Origin of the sequence: Kineococcus sp. NPDC059986 (assembly GCF_040702905.1) — a bacterium.
In the GTDB taxonomy this organism is placed as follows: Bacteria; Actinomycetota; Actinomycetes; order Actinomycetales; family Kineococcaceae; genus Kineococcus.
The window spans coordinates 50,323-66,806 of sequence record NZ_JBFBND010000020.1 but is presented as its reverse complement, the minus strand read 5'-3'; the positions used below and the strand labels follow the sequence as shown (position 1 = coordinate 66,806).

Genomic DNA, 16,484 nt, shown 5'->3' with positions numbered 1-16,484 from the left:
GAGTTCCGGCGCCGGCCGGGGTCGACAGGGCGGTGCCGTGGGCTCGGCACTGCGGTCGGGGAGCCGGCTGAGGACGAACTGTGGGGAAAGGACGGGCGTGGTGTCGGAGGTCTTCTCTAGGGTCGAGGCCATGACGGGTGGTCACGCGGTGCAGGCACCAGCAGTCCAGGCACGGGGGTTGGTGAAGCGGTACGGGGACGTCACCGCGGTGGCGGGGGTCGACATCGACGTCCCGGAGGGGACGGTGCTGGCCCTGCTGGGGCCCAACGGGGCCGGCAAGACGACGACGGTGCGGATGCTGACGACGCTCCTCGTGCCCGACGCGGGGACGGCCACGGTCGCGGGCGTCGACGTCGTGAAGGACCCGCGCGAGGTCCGCCGGCGCATCGGTCTGTCGGGCCAGTACGCGGCCGTCGACGAGAACCTCACCGGGTTCGAGAACCTCGACATGGTGGGCCGGCTCTACCACCTGGGCCGCAAGCGGTCCCGCGAGCGGGCGACCGAGCTGCTCGAGCAGTTCCGCCTCACCGACGCGGCGAACCGCGTCGCCAAGACGTACTCCGGCGGCATGCGCCGGCGCCTCGACCTCGCGGGCGCGCTCGTCGCCTCACCGCCCGTGCTCTTCCTCGACGAGCCGACGACGGGGCTGGACCCGCGCTCGCGCAACGACATGTGGGAGCTGCTGACGACGATGGTCCAGGGCGGCACGACGCTGCTCCTGACGACGCAGTACCTGGAGGAGGCCGAGCGCCTCGCCGACGACATCGTCGTCATCGACCACGGGCGGGTCATCGCCCGCGGCACGGCCGACGAGCTCAAGACGCAGGTCGGCGGTCAGCGCATCGAGCTGGTCGTCGCGGCCGACCACGAGGTGCCGACGGCGGTCGACGCCCTGCAGCCGCTCGCCGTGGGCGAGGTGCAGGTCGACCGGCGCGCCCGGCGCGTCACCGTGCCCGTCAGCGGCGGCACCCCGGCGCTCGTCGACGGGTTGCGGCGGCTCGAGCAGGTCGGGGTCGTCCCGCTGGACGCGGGGCTGCGCCGGCCCACGATGGACGACGTCTTCCTGACCCTCACGGGCAAACCCGCCGAAGAACTGGTCACCGAGCAGGAAGGGGCGGACGCGTGAGTTCCCTCGGGATGGTCCTGGCCGACGGCTCCGTCGTCGCCAAGCGCAACCTCATCAAGATCAAGCGGATCCCCGACCTGCTGGTCGGGACGCTCATCTCGCCCATCATGTTCATCCTGCTCTTCGGCTACGTCTTCGGCGGCGCGATCAGCGTGCCCGGGGTGAACTACCGCGAGTTCCTCGTGCCGGGGATCTTCGCCCAGACGGTGATCTTCGGGGCCACCATCACCGGCGCCGGGCTCGCCGACGACATGCAGAAGGGGATCATCGAGCGGTTCCGGTCCCTGCCGATGGCGCAGTCGGCAGTGCTCGTGGGGCGGACGAGTTCCGACGTCGTCACGAACGTCATCGTCGTCGTCATCATGTCGCTGACGGGTCTCGTCGTCGGCTGGCGGATCCGCACCTCGGTGCTGGACGCCGTCATCGCCTACGGCCTGCTGCTGCTCTTCGCCTACGCCATCTCCTGGTGCATGGCGCTGCTGGGCCTGCTGATCCGGACCCCGGAGGCGTTCAACAACCTGACGTTCATCACGATCTTCCCGGTCACGTTCCTCACGAACGGGTTCGTGCCGATCGAGAGCTACCCGTCGGTCCTGCGCAAGATCGCGGAGTGGAACCCCGTCTCCACGCTCGTGCAGGCGGCCCGGGAACGGTTCGGGAACGTCGGCCCCGGGCCGGCGCCGGAGTCGTGGGCATTGCAGCACGCCGAGCTCTACACGCTGGGGTGGATCGTCGTGATCCTCGTCGTGTTCGTCCCGTTGGCGACCCGCCAGTACCAGCGGGCCGCCGCACGCTGAGGGGCCGGCTCAGAGCAGCGGGACGACCCCCGCGAGGAGGTCCGCGCAGCGCCCGGCCGCGTCCCGGCCGGCCTGCAGGACCTCCTCGTGGGACAGCGGTTCGTCCGAGACGCCCGCCGCGAGGTTCGTCACGAGGGAGAAGCCGAGCACGCGCATCCCCACGTGGCGGGCCGCGACGGCCTCCAGGGCGGTCGACATCCCGACGAGGGAGGCGCCCATGACCCCGGCCATGCGCACCTCGGCGGGCGTCTCGTACTGCGGGCCGTGGAACTGCGCGTAGACACCCTCGCGCAGCGACGGGTCGACCGTGCGGGCCAGGTCCCGCAGCTCGGCCGCGTAGAGGTCGGTGAGGTCGACGAACGTCGGCCCCTCCAGCGTCGTGGCGCCCGTGAGGTTGAGGTGGTCGGAGATGAGGACGGGGGAGCCGGGGGCGATCGACCGGTCGAGGCCGCCGCAGCCGTTCGTCAGCACGATCGTCCGGCAGCCCGCGGCCGCCGCCACGCGCACACCGTGGGCGACGGCCCGCACCCCGTGGCCCTCGTAGTAGTGGCTGCGCGGCAGCACCAGGGCGCGCAGCGGGTCGGCGCCGTCGCGGGGGACGCTGATCGAGTGGACCGTCCCGGCGTGCCCGACCACGCTGGCGGCGCGGAACCCCGGCAGCTCGGTGGCGGGGACGGTGGCGACGACCTCACCGAGCCGGTCGGCCGCCGCGGACCAGCCGGAGCCGAGCACGAGGGCCACGTCGTGCCGCGGCACACCCGTGCGCTCGGCCAGGGTCGCGGCGGACTCCTCGGCGAGGGTGAAGGGGTCCTGGGCGGCGAGGGTGTCGGTCACGCGCGGAACCCTAACGGCCCCGCCGGGACCCGCGGCAGCCGACCGCGGGGTCGCCGGTGGGGTGTCACCCTGACGGCTGTGCGGTGGACGAAGGGACCTTGGTCGTGGCTGCTGGCGGCGGTCTGGCTGTTCTTCGCGGTCGTCGCCGTGCCGGTCCTGCAGGAGGACCACACTCCGGGAGGTCTGCTCGTCGGGGGAGGTGCGGGGGCCGTCGGACTGTTCGCCGGCGTCCGCGCCCTCATCAGTCACGTCCGGCTCGCCGGGGACGAGTTGGGCTACGTCGAGCACCTGCGGACACGGCGCATCCCCTGGACCGACGTGACGGGGGTGGACATCGACGTCCTCGATTCCGCGAGCCCCCTCGAGTCCGTCGGACTCGTCGTACGCCTCGCCGACGGCACTCAGGTGGAGGTGCCGGCCGTGGCGGGGTTCGCCTTCGCCGGGCGCAACCGGCGACTGGAGCGGCTCCGCGCCGAGTGCGAACGCCGGGCCCGGGCCGCGGCCGGGTCGTGACCGGCCGGGCGCGGTCCCGACCGGTCCTCAGGCGTCGTTGGACCGGCAGGGCCGGGCGCGCATCCCGAGCACGTAGTCGTGCGGGGCGCCCCCGGCCTCCGCGGCGTCGGCCAGCCGGCCGAGGTACTTCGCCGTGGGCAGCCCGCCCTCGTAGTCGTCCAGGACGTACGTCCACGCCACGACGTCGCCCTCGAGCGTCTTCACGCGCACCCGGATCTTGCGGAACAGGCCGATGTCCATGCCCTCGGAGGCGTCCAGGCGCGTCTCGTCGGCCTCGGTGAGGTCGTACAGCGCGACGTAGACCTCGTCACCCGGCGCCTCGACGACGGTGGCGAGCGGACCCTCCCAGCTGCGGTCCTCCCCGCCGAAGGTCAGTCGCCAGTCCTGCAGCCACCCCGTCGAGCGCAGGGGGGAGTGCGGAGCCTTGCGGGACATGACCTCGGGGTCGAGGTTGGTCGCGTACGCGGCGTAGGCGGGCGAGGGGGCAGGCACGGTTGAAGAGGGTAGGGGAGCATGGGGGGGTGAGTGCCACCAGTGCGTCCCCAGCAGCAGTGAAGGCCACCAAGGTCGCCGTGCTCGGCGGTGGCCCCGGCGGGTACGAGGCCGCACTCGTGGCGGCCCAGCTCGGTGCCGACGTGACGGTCGTGGAGCGCGACGGGCTCGGCGGGTCGACCGTCCTGACCGACGTCGTCCCGTCCAAGACGCTCATCGCCACGGCCGAGCTCATGGCCACCGTCGGCGGCGCCTCCGAGCTCGGGGTCCGGTTCCCCGGCGGCTCGGCCCCCGACACCGAACCCGAGGGCTCGGTGACGGTGGACCTCGCGCGGGTGCACGCCCGCGTCAAGGCGCTGGCCTTCGCGCAGTCGATGGACGTCCGCGCCCGGCTGGAGAAGGAGGGTGTCCGCATCCTGTCCGGCGCCGGTGCGCTGGACGGCCCGCAGTCGATCGTGGTGCGCGAGGGGGAGGACGAGGGCGCCCGCGTCGACGCCGACGTCGTCCTCGTCTCGGTCGGCGCCCGCCCGCGGATCCTGCCCGACGCCCGGCCGGACGGGGAGCGCATCCTCACCTGGAAGCAGGTCTACGACCTCACCGAGCTGCCCGAGCACCTCGTCGTCATCGGCTCCGGTGTCACGGGGGCCGAGTTCGCCAACGCCTACGACGCGCTCGGGGCCCACGTCACCCTCGTCTCCTCCCGGGACCGGGTGCTGCCCGGCGAGGACGCCGACGCCGCCGAGGTCCTCGAGGGCGTCTTCCGCCGCCGCGGCATGGACGTCATGTCCCGCTCGCGGGCGGAGAAGGTGGAACGGCACGGCGACCGCGTCGTCGTCACGCTCGCCGACGGCCGGACCGTCGAGGGTTCGCACTGCATCGTCGCCGTCGGCGCCGTCCCGAACACCGCCGGCATCGGGCTGGAGGAGGCGGGGGTCTGGACGTCGGACTCCGGACACGTCGACGTCGACAAGGTCTCGCGCACGTCGGCCCGCGGCGTCTACGCGGCCGGCGACTGCACGGGCGTCTTCCCGCTGGCCTCCGTCGCCGCCATGCAGGGGCGCATCGCCATGTGGCACGCCCTGGGCGACACCGTGGCCCCGCTGAAGCTGCGCTCGGTCGCCTCGACCGTCTTCACGTCCCCGGAGATCGCGACGGTCGGGTGGACCCAGGCGCAGATCGACTCCGGGGAGGCGCAGGGGGAGATCATCAAGCTCCCGCTGTCGACGAACGCCCGGGCCAAGATGCTCGGCATCCACGACGGTTTCGTGAAGCTGTTCTGCCGCACCGGGTCCGGGACGGTCATCGGGGGTGTCGTCGTGGCCCCGCGGGCCAGCGAGCTGATCTTCCCCGTCACCCTCGCCGTCGAGAAGCGCCTCAACGTCGACGACGTCGCCCACGCCTTCACGATCTACCCCTCGCTGTCCGGGTCGATCGCCGAGGCCGCGCGGCAGCTGCACGTCATGGGTGAGTGACGGGGTGCGGCGGCGGGGGTTCCTCGCCGCCGGGACCGTCGCCGCCCTCGGCCTCCTCGTCGCCGACGCCCCCGGCCACACCGGGCCGGGCCGCCGGTCGGGCGCCTACGTGGGCTGGCCGCAGACCCCCACCACCCTCGACGCGTTCGCCCGAGCCCGCGGCCGCCGTCTCGACGTCGTGGGGGAGTACCTCGACGGCCGCGACTGGGACCACCTGCGCAACCCCGGGTACCTCTACGACGCGTACGCCGGGTCCGCCTACGCCCGGGACCTCGTGCTGAGCCTGCCGCTCGTCCCGCCCGGGGAGTCCCTCGCCGAGGCCGCCGACGGCGCCCACGAGCGGTACTGGAGCGAACTCGGCGCCGGGCTGGCCGCCCACGGCATGGGCGAGGTCGTCGTCCGCCCCGGGTGGGAGGCGAACTCCCCGGTGAACTACCCCTGGTCGGCCGTCCCCGACCCCGCCGCCTACCGGGCCGCGTTCGCCCGCTGCGTCCGGGCCCTGCGCCGCGAGGCGCCCGCGCTGCGCAGCGACTTCTGCGTCACCGTCGCCGTCGACGGGCACGCCGTGGCGCTCGCGGACGTGTACCCCGGCGACGACGTCGTCGACGTCGTGGGGGTCGACGTGTACGACATGCGCCCCGAACCGTCGACCCCGCAGGAGCGGTGGGACTGGTACCTGAGCGCACCCGGCGGTCTCGACGAGGTCGTGGCCTTCGCGCGCTCGCGCGGCAAACCCCTCGGCGTCGACGAGTGGGCCGTCGCCTCCCCGTCCTGGGGCGGAGGGGGTGACGACCCGCAGTTCGTCGAGCGGTTCGTGGGCTGGATGGACGCCGTCGGCGTCGTCCACGAGATCTACAACGAGGTCCGCTACGAGCAGAGCGACGGGCGGCTCTTCACCGGTGGCGCGAACCCGCGCGCCGCGGCCGCCTACTCCGCGCTCGTCGGCCGGTCCTGACCCCTGCGCGCGTCCCGCCAGGTGCGGACCCGCAGCACGACCGGCCGCAGGTCCTGGCGCCACGTGAGTGCGGCCCCCAGCAGCGTCCACCGCGTCCCGCCGTCCGGGAGCACCACGAGCCGGTGCGAGACGTGGGTGGAGGTCGCGAGCCGGAACTTGTACGGCTCGAGACCGCGCAGCAGGTCCAGCGCCGCAGCGCCGTGGGCGAACGCCCGCCGCCGGACCTCGTGCAGCAGGAGCGTTCCCGCCCCGGCGTCGGCGATCTCGCGCCGGTAGGAGCACAGGTAGGTGGCGACGGCGTTCCCCGCGACGAGGTTGAGCGTGTACGCGACGAGCCGGCCGTCGACCCGGACGCCGGTGAGCCACCGCGACGCCGGCGGGGCCGTGCGCAGGTGGTGGGCCAGCAACCGGCCCGTCGTCCCGGTCCACGGCTGGTTGCGCTCGTCCGCGTTCGGGTGGGCGGCGTCGACGGCCCGCAGCTCCTCGACGAGGGCGTCGGCACCCACGGGGTCGGGCAGCAGGTCGGTGCACACCTCGACCGCACCGAGAGCGGCCAGCCGCTTGAGGGTCTTGCGGTCCTTGGTGCGCCGGTTCTTCGACTCGCGGCTGTCGTCGGGACCGAAGGTGCGCCGGATCGTCTCGGCCTGCACCCGCTCGCGGACGGCGCGTCCGCGGGCGTCGGCCCAGGTCCGGACGGCCTGCGCCGTCGGGTCCAGCTCGCTGACCTGCTGCAGGTCCAGGACGACGTCGCCCTGCGCGCGTCCCTCGGCCGCGCCGCCCGTCACGTCCGCGAGCACCGCGTCCAGCAGGGCTGCGACGACCGCGACCCGGTCCGCGCCCGGGGTCACCGGGACGGTGCCGTAGTCGCTCGGCCCGGTGCCTGCGAACCGGACGACGGGGACACCGGCGACGTCCTGCACCACGAACGGCAACAACCCCAGCAGGGGGGTGTCGTCGTCGGTCCCCGCGCGGGCGAGCGCCAGCCGGACGGGAGCGCCGAGGACGGTCGTCGCCCCCACCCAGGCCGGGCTGGCGAACAGCGCGCCCGTCGCGGCCGTGAGCTCGGCCCACCCCCGGACGGGGGTGTGCGCGGGCACGACCCGGGTCACGGGGGCCGCGGTCGCGTCCCCGGCCTGGGACGACGGGGTCGGGGTCTGGGTCTGGGTCACGGGATCCTCCGGTGGGCGGCACGACGACGACGCGGCCGGGGCCGGCGCGCTGCGGACAGGGGCCAGGGGCGGTGCGGGGCGGAACCGGGCCAGCGGCCCGCCAGCCCGGCGGCCGCGAGGGCGAGCAGGGCACCGGCCCCCGCCCCGACGACGAGCAGCCCGGGGCCGACGCGGTCGCGGACGGTGACGTCGGCGCCGGTCGTGGGCGTCTGGTCGCGCACGGCCCAGTCCTGCCCGCGGGAGACCGTCTCGAGGGTCCGAACGACCTCCGCGGCGACCCGGCGCACCTCCTGCGGGCGAGCTCCGTCGACGGTGATCTGCACCACGGGGGACGACGGCGCCCCCTCGAGCAGCACGTCGACGTCCTCGGGCCCTCCCTCGTAGCGCTGGGACAGCGTCGCCGTCAGGCGGGTCAGGGCCTGCGTCGTCGTGGTGGCGTCGCGGCCGTCGGCGCCCGTCGTCACGACGACGAGCGCGGTCGCCCGGTGGACGACGGGCCGGGACAGACCGACACCGGTCGCCACGAGCGCCCCGACGAACGCGCCGACGACGACCGGCGCCAGGGCCGGGGCCCACCGGGGCCGCAGGCGGGGGGCGTCGTCGGGCAGCGGGCCGTGCCCGGACCCGCCGAGCCGGGCCCCGAGGCGGTCGGTGAGGGCGCGCACCTCGGCGAGCCCGACGGCGTGCGCGACGAGGACGTGGACGCCGACGAACACCGTCCCGGCGACGAGGCTCACGGACGACCCCGTCCCGAGGAGGGTGACGCCCCAGGCGGCGGCCCCGGCGACGGCCGCGGCGACGCCGGTGCGCAGGACGGCGTCCGCGAGGCGGCGCCAGGGCAGCGCGACGAGGTCGCGGTGCAGCCGGTGCAGCAGGACGACCCCGGCCAGCGTGATGCCCGCGGCGTTGCCGAGCGCGAGGCCCGGTGCGCCCAGGGGGCCGACCGCGACGGCGTCGACGGCGACCGTGACCGCGAGGCAGCCCAGGGCGGCGACCGCCGCGACCCGCGCACCGCGGGGGCGGATGCAGAGGAACAGGACCGCGGCGCCGACCGCGAGCTGACCCGGCAGACCGAGGGAGTACCAGCGCAGCACCTCCGAGGTCGACCGGACGAGCCCGGCGTCGAACGCGCCCCGCTGGAAGAGCAGCGCCGTGATCTGCGGGGCCAGCACCTCCAGCGCCACCGTCACCGGCAGGACGAGGCAGACCCCGAGGCGCAGGGCGTCGGTCACCTCGCGCCGGACGGCGTCCCGGCGCCCGGCCCCGACGTGGGCCGTGACCGAGGCGAGCGAGACCGACGACACGACGAGCGCGAGGGTCACCGGGATCTGCGCGACCTTCGAGGCGTAGTTCAGCTCGCTGATGGCACCCACGAGCTCGCTGCCGAAGAACCGCTCGGCGAAGACCTGCGACTGCCGCGCGAGGCTGTAGACGATGACCGGCGCGACGGCCAGCAGCGGTCCGAGCCCCGCGCCCGCGTGCCAGCGCAGCCCGTCCAGCCGCGTGGAGCGCGCCACCGCCGGGGCGACGACGGCCACCATGAGCAGGCTGCCGACGGCCAGGCCGAGGGCGGCCGCCCGGACGCCGAGCCACGGTTCCAGGAGCAGGCAGCCGAGGATCCCGACGTTGTAGGCCACGTACGTCGCGGCCGGGCGCACGAAGGACCGCCGCCCGCGCAGCGCGGAGGACAGGTAGCCCGCGACCCCCAGCCCCAGCACGGTGACGCTGGCGAGCCGGAAGCACGCGACCGCCGGAGCCGGGTCGGCGAGGCCGGGGGCGATGAGCCGCACGAGCAGCGGCGCCGCGAGGGCGCAGACGGTCCCGGCCGCCGCCGTCACGACGACGACGGGCAGGAGCGTGCGGCGGACGGCCGACGTGAGCGACCCCTCCTGCGCCCAGGTGCGGGCGAACAGGGGGGTCAGCAGGAGAGCGAGCCCGGACTCGTTGAGCAGCGGGGTGACCGTCTCGGGGATGGTCCAGGCGACGAAGAACGCGTCCGAGCTCGCCGAGGCGCCGAACAGCGCGGCGATGACGAGGTCGCGGACGAGGCCGAGCAGCGACGACAGGACCATGACCCCGGCGACGAGGGTCGCGTCCCGCGCCCGGCGGTCGCGCACGAGCGTGGGGCCGGCCGCAGGGGCGCCCGTGGTGAGGGCCCCCGCGACCGGCGTCGGTTCGGCGGGGTGCTCGGCGAGCGAGGTCACCGGCGCAGCAGCAGCACGGCGCCGGCCGCGACGACACCGACGACACCCCCGAGGGCGGCCGCCAGCGGCGGCGTCAGGCCGTTCGCCGACCGCACCTCGGCCGCGGGGGTGAGCACGGACAGGGAGTAGCCGCTCGCGGCGGCCGTCGGCGCGAGGTAGGTGGCCACGGCCTTCGAGGCCGCGGCCGCCACGGCGACGGCGTCGTCGGCGCTGTCCCCGGACGCGCTGACCTGCAGCAGCGGGGCGTCCTGGGAGGCGGCCACGGTCACGTCGCCGGCGACGTCGTCGACGGACCGGCCGCCCGTCGCGAACCGGGCCAGGGCCGCGTCGAGGACCTCCGGCTGGCCGGCCACCTCGGCGTACGCCTTGGCGTAGGTCGTCGCACCGCCGGCGTCCCCGCGCGCGTCGCCGGTCGCCGTCGGCGCCACCACGAGGTACGCGCTGGCGTGGTGGGCGCCGGTGCTGAGCAGGCCGTACCCGGCCCCGGCGAGGACGCCCAGCACCAGCCCCGCCAGCACGAGCAGGGCGCCGGGACGGCGACGGGCGCGCGTCCGCGACCCGCGGCCCGCCCCCGGGGAGGGGGCGGCGGAGGGGACGGAGGTGGGGACGGCGGTCGGGCTCATGCGTTCTGCTCCTGCGGGCTGGCCGTGGCGGGGGTCTCGGCGGGGGACTCAGCGGGGGACGTGGCGCGGGACTGGTCGAAGAGGTCGTCGTAGAGGTCGTCGAGCACCCGCGCGGTCGCCCGGACGTCGAACGCCGCCACGACGGCGGGGGCGGGTCGCCCGGACCGCGGACCGGCGTCGCGCCGCTCCTGCAGAAGCTGCGTCACCCCGGCCGCCAGGGCGGACGTCGACCCGCCGACGCGGACCGTGCCGGGCAGCGGTTCGGCGAGCTCGTCGAGGACGGGGGCGGCCGCGTAGGCGACGGGCAGGCCGCTGGCGAGGGCCTCCAGGACACCGAGGCCGAAGGTCTCCGACTGCGAGGCGCTGACGAGCAGGTCCAGGGCCGACAGCCACGAGGCGACGTCGCCGACCTCGCCCGTGAAGTGCACGAACGCCTCGACGGTGAGCTCCTGCGCGCGCGCCTGGAGGCGGGCGCGTTCGGCGCCGTCGCCGATGACGACGAAGCGCCGGTGCGGACCCAGCTGCGGGGCCAGACCCTCCAGGGCCACGTCGACGCGCTTCCAGGGGTGCAGTCGGCAGACGATGCCGACGAGCTCGACGTCCTCGGCCACCCCGAGACCGGCGCGCACCCGCGCCCGGGCGCCCGGGTCGAAGCGCAGTTCGCCGGTGTCGATCCCGTTGCGCACGACCAGGACACGGTGGCCGGGGCGGTCGACGACACCCCACGTGGCGAGGTTGTCGCGGACCTGGTCGGAGACGGCCACCGTCGCCTGCGCCCACCGTGAGGTGCGGCGCAGCACCGCGCGGACGACCCGGCTCGCCCGCCGTCCCTCGAGCAGGTCGGGGTGGAAGAGCGAGTGCTCGGTGCTCACGACGACGGGGACGCGCGCGAGGTGCCCGACGACGCGGCCCAGGACGCCCGCGCGGAACAGGTGCGTGTGGACGACGTCGGGGGCCTCCTCGCGCACGACGCGCAGCAGCCGGCGCAGGGCGCGCGGGTCGGTCGTGGAGGGGACGTCGAGGTCGTGGACGCGGTAGCCCTCGGCGCGCAGCTGCTCGGCGACGACCCCGGCGTTGTAGACGGCGACGACGGCGCAGTCGTGGCGGCTGGCGCGGACGACGCGCAGCAGCTGCGTCTCGGCGCCGCCGGCCGCGAGACCGGTGATGACGTGCAGGACCTTCAGGCGGCGGGTCACGGTCGGTTCCTCCGAGGGGCGACGCCCTCCGCCCGGCGGCGCCGGCGGTGGCTGAGCTGGTGGCTGAGCTGGTGTCGGAGGTGCTTGGCGGTGAGCCGGACGGGGCCGTCACCGGGGCCGACGTAGCTGCGGGGGACGGTGAGCTCGGGGTGCGCGGAGGTGCTCGGGGCCCCGGTGTCGGCGCGGACGGCCTCCCGGTACCCGGCGGCGGCGACGGCCTCGACGACGGCGGGGTCCTCGTCGCCGAAGGGGTAGGCGAACCCGGGGACCTCGTGGCCGAGGAGGTCCTGCAGGACCGCGCGGCTGTCCGCGACCTCCGCGCGCAGCCGGTCCGGCGGGCAGCGGGGCAGGTGCGGGTGGGTCAGGGTGTGGCTGGCGATCTCGATCCCGAGGGCGTCGACCTCGCGGACCCCGGCCGCCGTCAGCAGCGGCCAGCCGCTGTCGTCCCAGTCGTTGGTGCCGCCGAACCGGCCCGCGACGACGTAGAGGGTGGCGCCGAACCCGCGCTCGGCGAGGACCTCGGCTGCGTCGAGGACGTCGGTGTAGCCGTCGTCGAAGGTGAGGCCGACGAGCCCGCGGGCGGAGCCGGACCGGTGCGCGGCCATCAGGTCGGCCATGCTGACACCTCGCAACCCCCTGCGGCGCAGCGTGTCCAGCTGGTGGGCCAGGGTCCGGGGCGGGACGCACAACCCGTGCGGGTCGGGGCGGCGGTCGGCGACGGAGTGGTACATGAGGGCGAAGGGGGCGCTCACGGGCGGACCTCCTGGGCAGGGACGCTCGCCCCGGCCGCGAGGTAGGCGTCGACGAGCTGGGGCAGCACCGTCAGGTCGTCGCGGGTGGTGACGACGTGGGCGCGCCCGACGGCGCCCTCCTGGTCGCGGACCTCGGGGGCCAGCAACCGCCGGACGAGGGCGGTGGCGAGCAGGGCGGCGTCGTCGGTGTCGACGACCGCGCCCGCACCGGGGGGCAGGGCCTCGCGCAGGGCGGGGTGGTCGTGGACGACGAGGCTGCGGCGGGCGGCCATGGCCTCCAGCGGGACGAACGCGAAGCCCTCGTACCGGCTGGGCACGACGACGACGTCCGCGGCCGCGTACCAGCGCCGGGGGGTGTCGGTGGCGCCGGGCAGCAGGACGCCGGACAGCTCCGCACCCCCCACCGCGACCCGGCGGCGCAGGTCGTCGGCGTCGGGGCCGTCGCCCACGAGCGCGAGGCGCGCCTGCGGGACGGCGGCCCGCACGAGCGGCCACGCCGCGAGCAGCCGGTCCTGGCCCTTCTGGTGGGCCAGGCGGCCGACGCACACGACGGTCGGGGCGTCCGGCAGGCCCAACTCGCGCCGGGCGTCCGTGGCGTCGTCGACGCCGTGCCGGCGCAGGTCGAGACCGTTGCGGACCACCCGCCGGGCGGTGACGTCCAGCGGCAGTCCCGCCTCGCGGGCGCGGTCGAGCTCGGCGCGGCTGACGAGGACGAGGCAGTCGGTGAGGTGCAGGGCGAGCGCCTCCCACAGCCGGACGGCGAGCGCGACGGGACCGGTGGCCGCCTCGAACGCCCACGCGTGCGGCTGGAACGCCGTCGGCCGCGAGCCGTGCACGACGAGGCGGCCGACGAGCCCGGCCTTGGCCGAGTGCAGGTGGACGACGTCGGGGTCGACGGCGCGCACGACGGCCCGCAGCCGTCGGGCCTCCGGGAGCACACCCCGCAGCGGGGACCGGACGGCGGGCCAGGTCGCGCGCTCGACGCCGAGGGCGTCGAGCCGGTCGGCGAGCCAGCCGGTGGGCGCGCAGGCGACGACGACGTCGAGGCCGGCGGCCCGCTGCTGCTCCGCGGCCCGGGCCACGAAGGCCGCCACCCCGGCGTCGACGGGCTGGCAGACGTGCAGCACCCGCAGGCCGGTCACGTCGACCGGCTCCACGGGGCGCCGCGGGCCTGGCCGCGGGTCCCGGGGGGTCCGCGGTGTCGCGGCCATCCGCAGGGCCAGACCGAAGACGACGCCCTGCAGGGGTGCCGTCGGCCCGGCCAGGTCGCCCCAGAAGTTCGTCACCACGAACTGGGTGCCCACGCCGAACAGGGCCAGGGCCGTCGCCGAGGTCAGGGAGGGCCGGCCGTCGTAGCGCCGCAGCGGGCCGAGGGCCGCCACGACGACGAGCGAGAGGTACGCCAGCAGTCCCAGCAGCCCCTGCTCGGACAGCACGAGGAGGTACTGCTCGTGCGGGGAGAGCAGCTGCACGCGCTCGTAGCTGTCGTCGGAGGCCGCGTCGGCGCCGGAGGAGGTGGCGATCCCCAGCTGGGAGTCGCGGTGCTCGGAGAAGTTCTTCACCCCGATGCCGGTGACGGGGTCCTCGGACCACATGCGCAGCGCCGCCGACCACAGCCCGTACCGGTCGGCGACCGACTGGTCGGGGGAGGAGGCGGAGCTGACGACGGTCTCGACGCGGGCGACGACGACGGCCCCCTGGGAGGGCACGGCGACGAGGGCGACGGTCGCGACGGCGATCCCGGCCAGGGCGGTCCCGGCCAGCACGCGCCAGCCGACGCGGGCCAGGACGAGGACGGCCGCCACGAGTCCGGACAGCAGCGCGCCCCGGCTCAGGCTCAGCAGCAGCGGCAGCAGGAAGAAGACGGCGAGGGCGCCCGCGACGAGGCGGTGGCGGCGGACGGGCAGTGCGAGCGCGCCGGCGAGGCAGACGAGACCCGCGTCGGCGACGAGGTTGCCCATGGCCAGCTGGTTGCCGACGCCGAAGGTGCCGATGGCGCGGATGGCCTCGGCCCCGTACCCCGCACCGGTCCCGGTCAGGTACTGCACGACCCCGAGGACGCCCTCGGCGAGGGAGACGGCGAGGAAGGTCAGCAGGACGCCGGTGGTCGCCCGCACGGTCCGGCACAGCACGAACGCCGCGACGGGCAGGAGCACGTCGACCTCGACCCAGCGCACCCAGCCGGCGGCCGCGAGGCGCTGGTCGGTGGCGAAGACCGCGGAGAGGGTGACGGCGAGCAGGACGGCGAGGGTCGGCAGCAGGGCCCGGGAGCGCAGCAGGGCCGGCCCGTCACCGCTCAGCAACCGCCAGGCCGCCGCCACGACGACGAGGACCGCCGCCACGTCGGCGGCCGTGACGTGGGCGAGCGAGACGGCGCTGCTCGTGGAGGTGTCGGGCACGCAGACCGCGACGACCAGCAGGTGCAGCGGCAGCAGCGGCAACCACCCGAGCCGCTGGGACCGCGGGGTGACGCGGCGGCCGCGGGTCCGGCGGGTGCGGCGCGTGCGGACGCGGTGCCGGCCGGATGCGCGCTGGAGGGTCGGGTCCGCGACGGGACCGCGGGGCGGTTCGACGGTGAGGTCGGCGGTGAGGTCGGCGGTGAGGGTGGAGTTCGAGTGCGTCGCGGGGCTGGGCAGCGCGTCAGCCACCGGACCCCCGGACGACCTGGGCCACCGTCGCGAGCATGATCTTCAGGTCGAACCACAGCGAGATGTTCTCGATGTAGTAGTTGTCGTAGTCGGCGCGCAGTTCGATGGAGGTGTTGCCGCGCAACCCGTTCACCTGCGCCCACCCGGTCAGTCCACAGGGGACGCGGTGGCGGTGCCAGTACCGCGGGTACTGCGCGGCGAACTGCTGCGCGAACACGGGGCGTTCCGGGCGCGGTCCGACGAGGCTCATCTGCCCGCGCAGGACGTTCACCAGCTGGGGGAGTTCGTCGAGGGAGGACCGGCGCAGGAACTTCCCGACCGGGCCGACGCGCAGGTCGCCGGCGATGTTCCAGGTCGTGTCCGACTCGGTGGGAGCGACGGAGAGGCTGCGGAACTTCATGACGGTGACGGGCCGGCCGTCGACGCCCACGCGCACCTGGCGGAAGATCGCGCCGTCCTTCGTCTCCCAGCGTGCGAGCAGCGCGCAGGCGAGCATGACGGGGGACAGCAGCAGCAGGGCGAGGGCGGACAGGGTGACGTCGACGACGCGCTTGGCCCGTCGGCCGGCCCGGTCGTGGTGCGGGCGGCGGAAGCGTTCCAGCGGCAGCACGTGCACGAGGTCCCCGTCGGCCCGGGCGGTGTGCAGTTCCCACAGCCGCGGCAGCCAGTAGACCTCGGTGTCCTCCAGGCCCGGGCCGCGCAGCAGGTCCACGAGGTGCTCGTCCTCGCGCAGGCCGTAGGCGACGACGAGGACGCGCACGTCGTGCCGCCGCACGAGCCGCACGAGGTCGTCCACGGGGCCGAGCCAGGGGGTGGGGGGTGCGTCGATGAAGGGGGCGCGGTCGTCGACCGTGCCGACGGGCAGGAGCCCGTAGTGGGGGTGTTCCAGGAGCGTGCGGGAGAACTTCGCCCCGACCGTGCCGCCGCCGATGACGAGGGTGGCCAGGCCGTGCCCGCGCCGGCGTCGGAAGCGGCGGACGACGGCGTAGACGACGGTGCGCAGGGTCAGCTGCACCGCGACGACGGCCAGGACGGCGACGACGGTGCGCACGGCGCCGCTCTCGCCGACGTGCAGTTCGCCGCGGGCGCCGCGGGCCAGGAAGGCCACGCCCAGGGCGCTGGTGAGCACGAGGACGAGCCGCGGGGCGTCGTCGAAGGCGGACAGCGTCAGCCGCACGGGGTGCCGCCAGCGGGGCAGGTGGCCGGCGAGGGCCAGCGTGGTGCCGAGGACGACCGCGGTGGGGGCGTCCAGCGCGAGAGCGACCCCGACGCCGAGGGCGGTCTCGCCGAAGGACAGGGCAGGGGACCAGGCGCGGGCGCCGGGGTGGCGCCGTCGCACGTGCGCGGCGGGCGCCGGGGGACGCTCCGGGACCACCTCGTCGCGCCGGTGGCGGGGAGGCCGGCGGCCGGTCGTGGGGGGCTCGTCGTCGAGGGGGGTCGTGCTCGCAGTCCTGGGGACGGGCACCGGGGCGTGGTCGAGGAGGATCCCCGAGGCCGCTCCGCTGGACCCGTCCCGCAGACGGTGGTGCTCCACTCGAGTCTCCTCGGATGCGCTGGCCGCGGGGTCGGTCGCAACATAGCCGCCTCGTGGTGGGCGGTCAGCAACCGGAATCGTCACGCAACGTCGCGGAGAGCGATGTTTTCCGCGGTATTTCGGAGATCTTCACTGCGAAGGGTGAATACCGCCACGCTCCGCGCGGAGA

Annotated in this window: 14 protein-coding genes; 5 read left to right on the top strand and 9 right to left on the bottom strand. The window is 75.6% G+C overall.

Going from position 1 to position 16,484, the window contains the following annotated elements:
- The first annotated feature begins 130 nt into the window (after positions 1-130).
- Both AB0637_RS15700 and AB0637_RS15695 read left to right on the top strand, forming a co-directional pair.
- Complete coding sequence (locus AB0637_RS15700; protein WP_366173387.1) at positions 131-1,126, top strand: ATP-binding cassette domain-containing protein; 996 nt, start codon at positions 131-133, stop codon at positions 1,124-1,126.
- The gene (locus tag AB0637_RS15695) at positions 1,123-1,923 is read left to right on the top strand and encodes an ABC transporter permease (RefSeq protein WP_366173386.1); all 801 of its coding nucleotides are present in this window, start codon (positions 1,123-1,125) and stop codon (positions 1,921-1,923) included. Before AB0637_RS15700 ends, AB0637_RS15695 begins: the two co-directional genes overlap by 4 nt.
- Before the next feature lie 9 nt (positions 1,924-1,932).
- Here AB0637_RS15695 and AB0637_RS15690 read toward each other — a convergent pair whose 3' ends face one another.
- Positions 1,933-2,757 (bottom strand): purine-nucleoside phosphorylase, encoded by an 825-nt coding sequence (locus AB0637_RS15690; RefSeq protein WP_366173384.1) that lies wholly within the window; start codon positions 2,755-2,757, stop codon positions 1,933-1,935.
- Between the two features lie 78 nt (positions 2,758-2,835).
- On the opposite strand from AB0637_RS15690, the gene AB0637_RS15685 reads away from it, so the two are divergent.
- Positions 2,836-3,270, top strand: coding sequence for a PH domain-containing protein (locus AB0637_RS15685; RefSeq protein ID WP_366173383.1), 435 nt, complete (start codon positions 2,836-2,838; stop codon positions 3,268-3,270).
- A 27-nt stretch (positions 3,271-3,297) separates the two neighbouring features.
- On the opposite strand, the gene AB0637_RS15680 is transcribed toward AB0637_RS15685, so the two are convergent.
- Positions 3,298-3,762: a gamma-glutamylcyclotransferase gene (locus tag AB0637_RS15680; RefSeq protein ID WP_366173382.1), complete on the bottom strand. Its 465-nt coding sequence runs from the start codon at positions 3,760-3,762 to the stop codon at positions 3,298-3,300.
- Between the two features lie 29 nt (positions 3,763-3,791).
- Between AB0637_RS15680 and AB0637_RS15675 the strand changes: the two genes are divergently transcribed.
- Together AB0637_RS15675 and AB0637_RS15670 are read left to right on the top strand one after the other, a co-directional pair.
- Entirely contained in the window at positions 3,792-5,234 is a 1,443-nt protein-coding gene (locus AB0637_RS15675) for an NAD(P)H-quinone dehydrogenase (RefSeq protein ID WP_366173381.1), read from the top strand.
- Positions 5,227-6,189 carry a hypothetical protein gene (locus tag AB0637_RS15670; protein ID WP_366173380.1) on the top strand — a complete coding sequence of 321 codons (963 nt, stop codon included), beginning with the start codon at positions 5,227-5,229 and terminating at the stop codon, positions 6,187-6,189. The genes AB0637_RS15675 and AB0637_RS15670 overlap by 8 nt, the downstream gene beginning before the upstream one ends.
- Here AB0637_RS15670 and AB0637_RS15665 read toward each other — a convergent pair.
- From AB0637_RS15665 to AB0637_RS15635, 7 genes are read right to left on the bottom strand one after another with little or no spacing between them, the layout of a single operon-like run.
- A complete protein-coding gene (locus AB0637_RS15665; RefSeq protein ID WP_366173379.1) occupies positions 6,162-7,358 on the bottom strand; it encodes a GNAT family N-acetyltransferase in 1,197 nt (398 codons plus the stop codon). The two genes, AB0637_RS15670 and AB0637_RS15665, sit on opposite strands and share 28 nt — an antisense overlap.
- Entirely contained in the window at positions 7,355-9,562 is a 2,208-nt protein-coding gene (locus AB0637_RS15660; RefSeq protein ID WP_366173378.1) for a lipid II flippase MurJ, read from the bottom strand. Before AB0637_RS15660 ends, AB0637_RS15665 begins: the two co-directional genes overlap by 4 nt.
- A complete protein-coding gene (locus AB0637_RS15655) occupies positions 9,559-10,185 on the bottom strand; it encodes a hypothetical protein (RefSeq protein ID WP_366173377.1) in 627 nt (208 codons plus the stop codon). Before AB0637_RS15655 ends, AB0637_RS15660 begins: the two co-directional genes overlap by 4 nt.
- A complete protein-coding gene (locus AB0637_RS15650; protein WP_366173376.1) occupies positions 10,182-11,381 on the bottom strand; it encodes a glycosyltransferase in 1,200 nt (399 codons plus the stop codon). Before AB0637_RS15650 ends, AB0637_RS15655 begins: the two co-directional genes overlap by 4 nt.
- A complete protein-coding gene (locus AB0637_RS15645) occupies positions 11,378-12,133 on the bottom strand; it encodes a polysaccharide deacetylase family protein (RefSeq protein WP_366173375.1) in 756 nt (251 codons plus the stop codon). The genes AB0637_RS15650 and AB0637_RS15645 overlap by 4 nt, the downstream gene beginning before the upstream one ends.
- Positions 12,130-14,781: a glycosyltransferase gene (locus tag AB0637_RS15640; protein WP_366173374.1), complete on the bottom strand. Its 2,652-nt coding sequence runs from the start codon at positions 14,779-14,781 to the stop codon at positions 12,130-12,132. Before AB0637_RS15640 ends, AB0637_RS15645 begins: the two co-directional genes overlap by 4 nt.
- Positions 14,774-16,315, bottom strand: a complete 1,542-nt coding sequence (locus tag AB0637_RS15635; protein ID WP_366173373.1) for a sugar transferase — start codon at positions 16,313-16,315, stop codon at positions 14,774-14,776. Before AB0637_RS15635 ends, AB0637_RS15640 begins: the two co-directional genes overlap by 8 nt.
- Positions 16,316-16,484 lie beyond the last annotated feature (169 nt).

Excerpts from the sequence above, each read along its gene's own strand:
- AB0637_RS15655 (WP_366173377.1), bottom strand. The coding sequence starts at position 10,185 with ATGAGCCCGACCGCCGTCCCCACCTCCGTCCCCTCCGCCGCCCCCTCC.
- AB0637_RS15700 (WP_366173387.1), top strand. The coding sequence starts at position 131 with ATGACGGGTGGTCACGCGGTGCAGGCACCAGCAGTCCAGGCACGGGGG.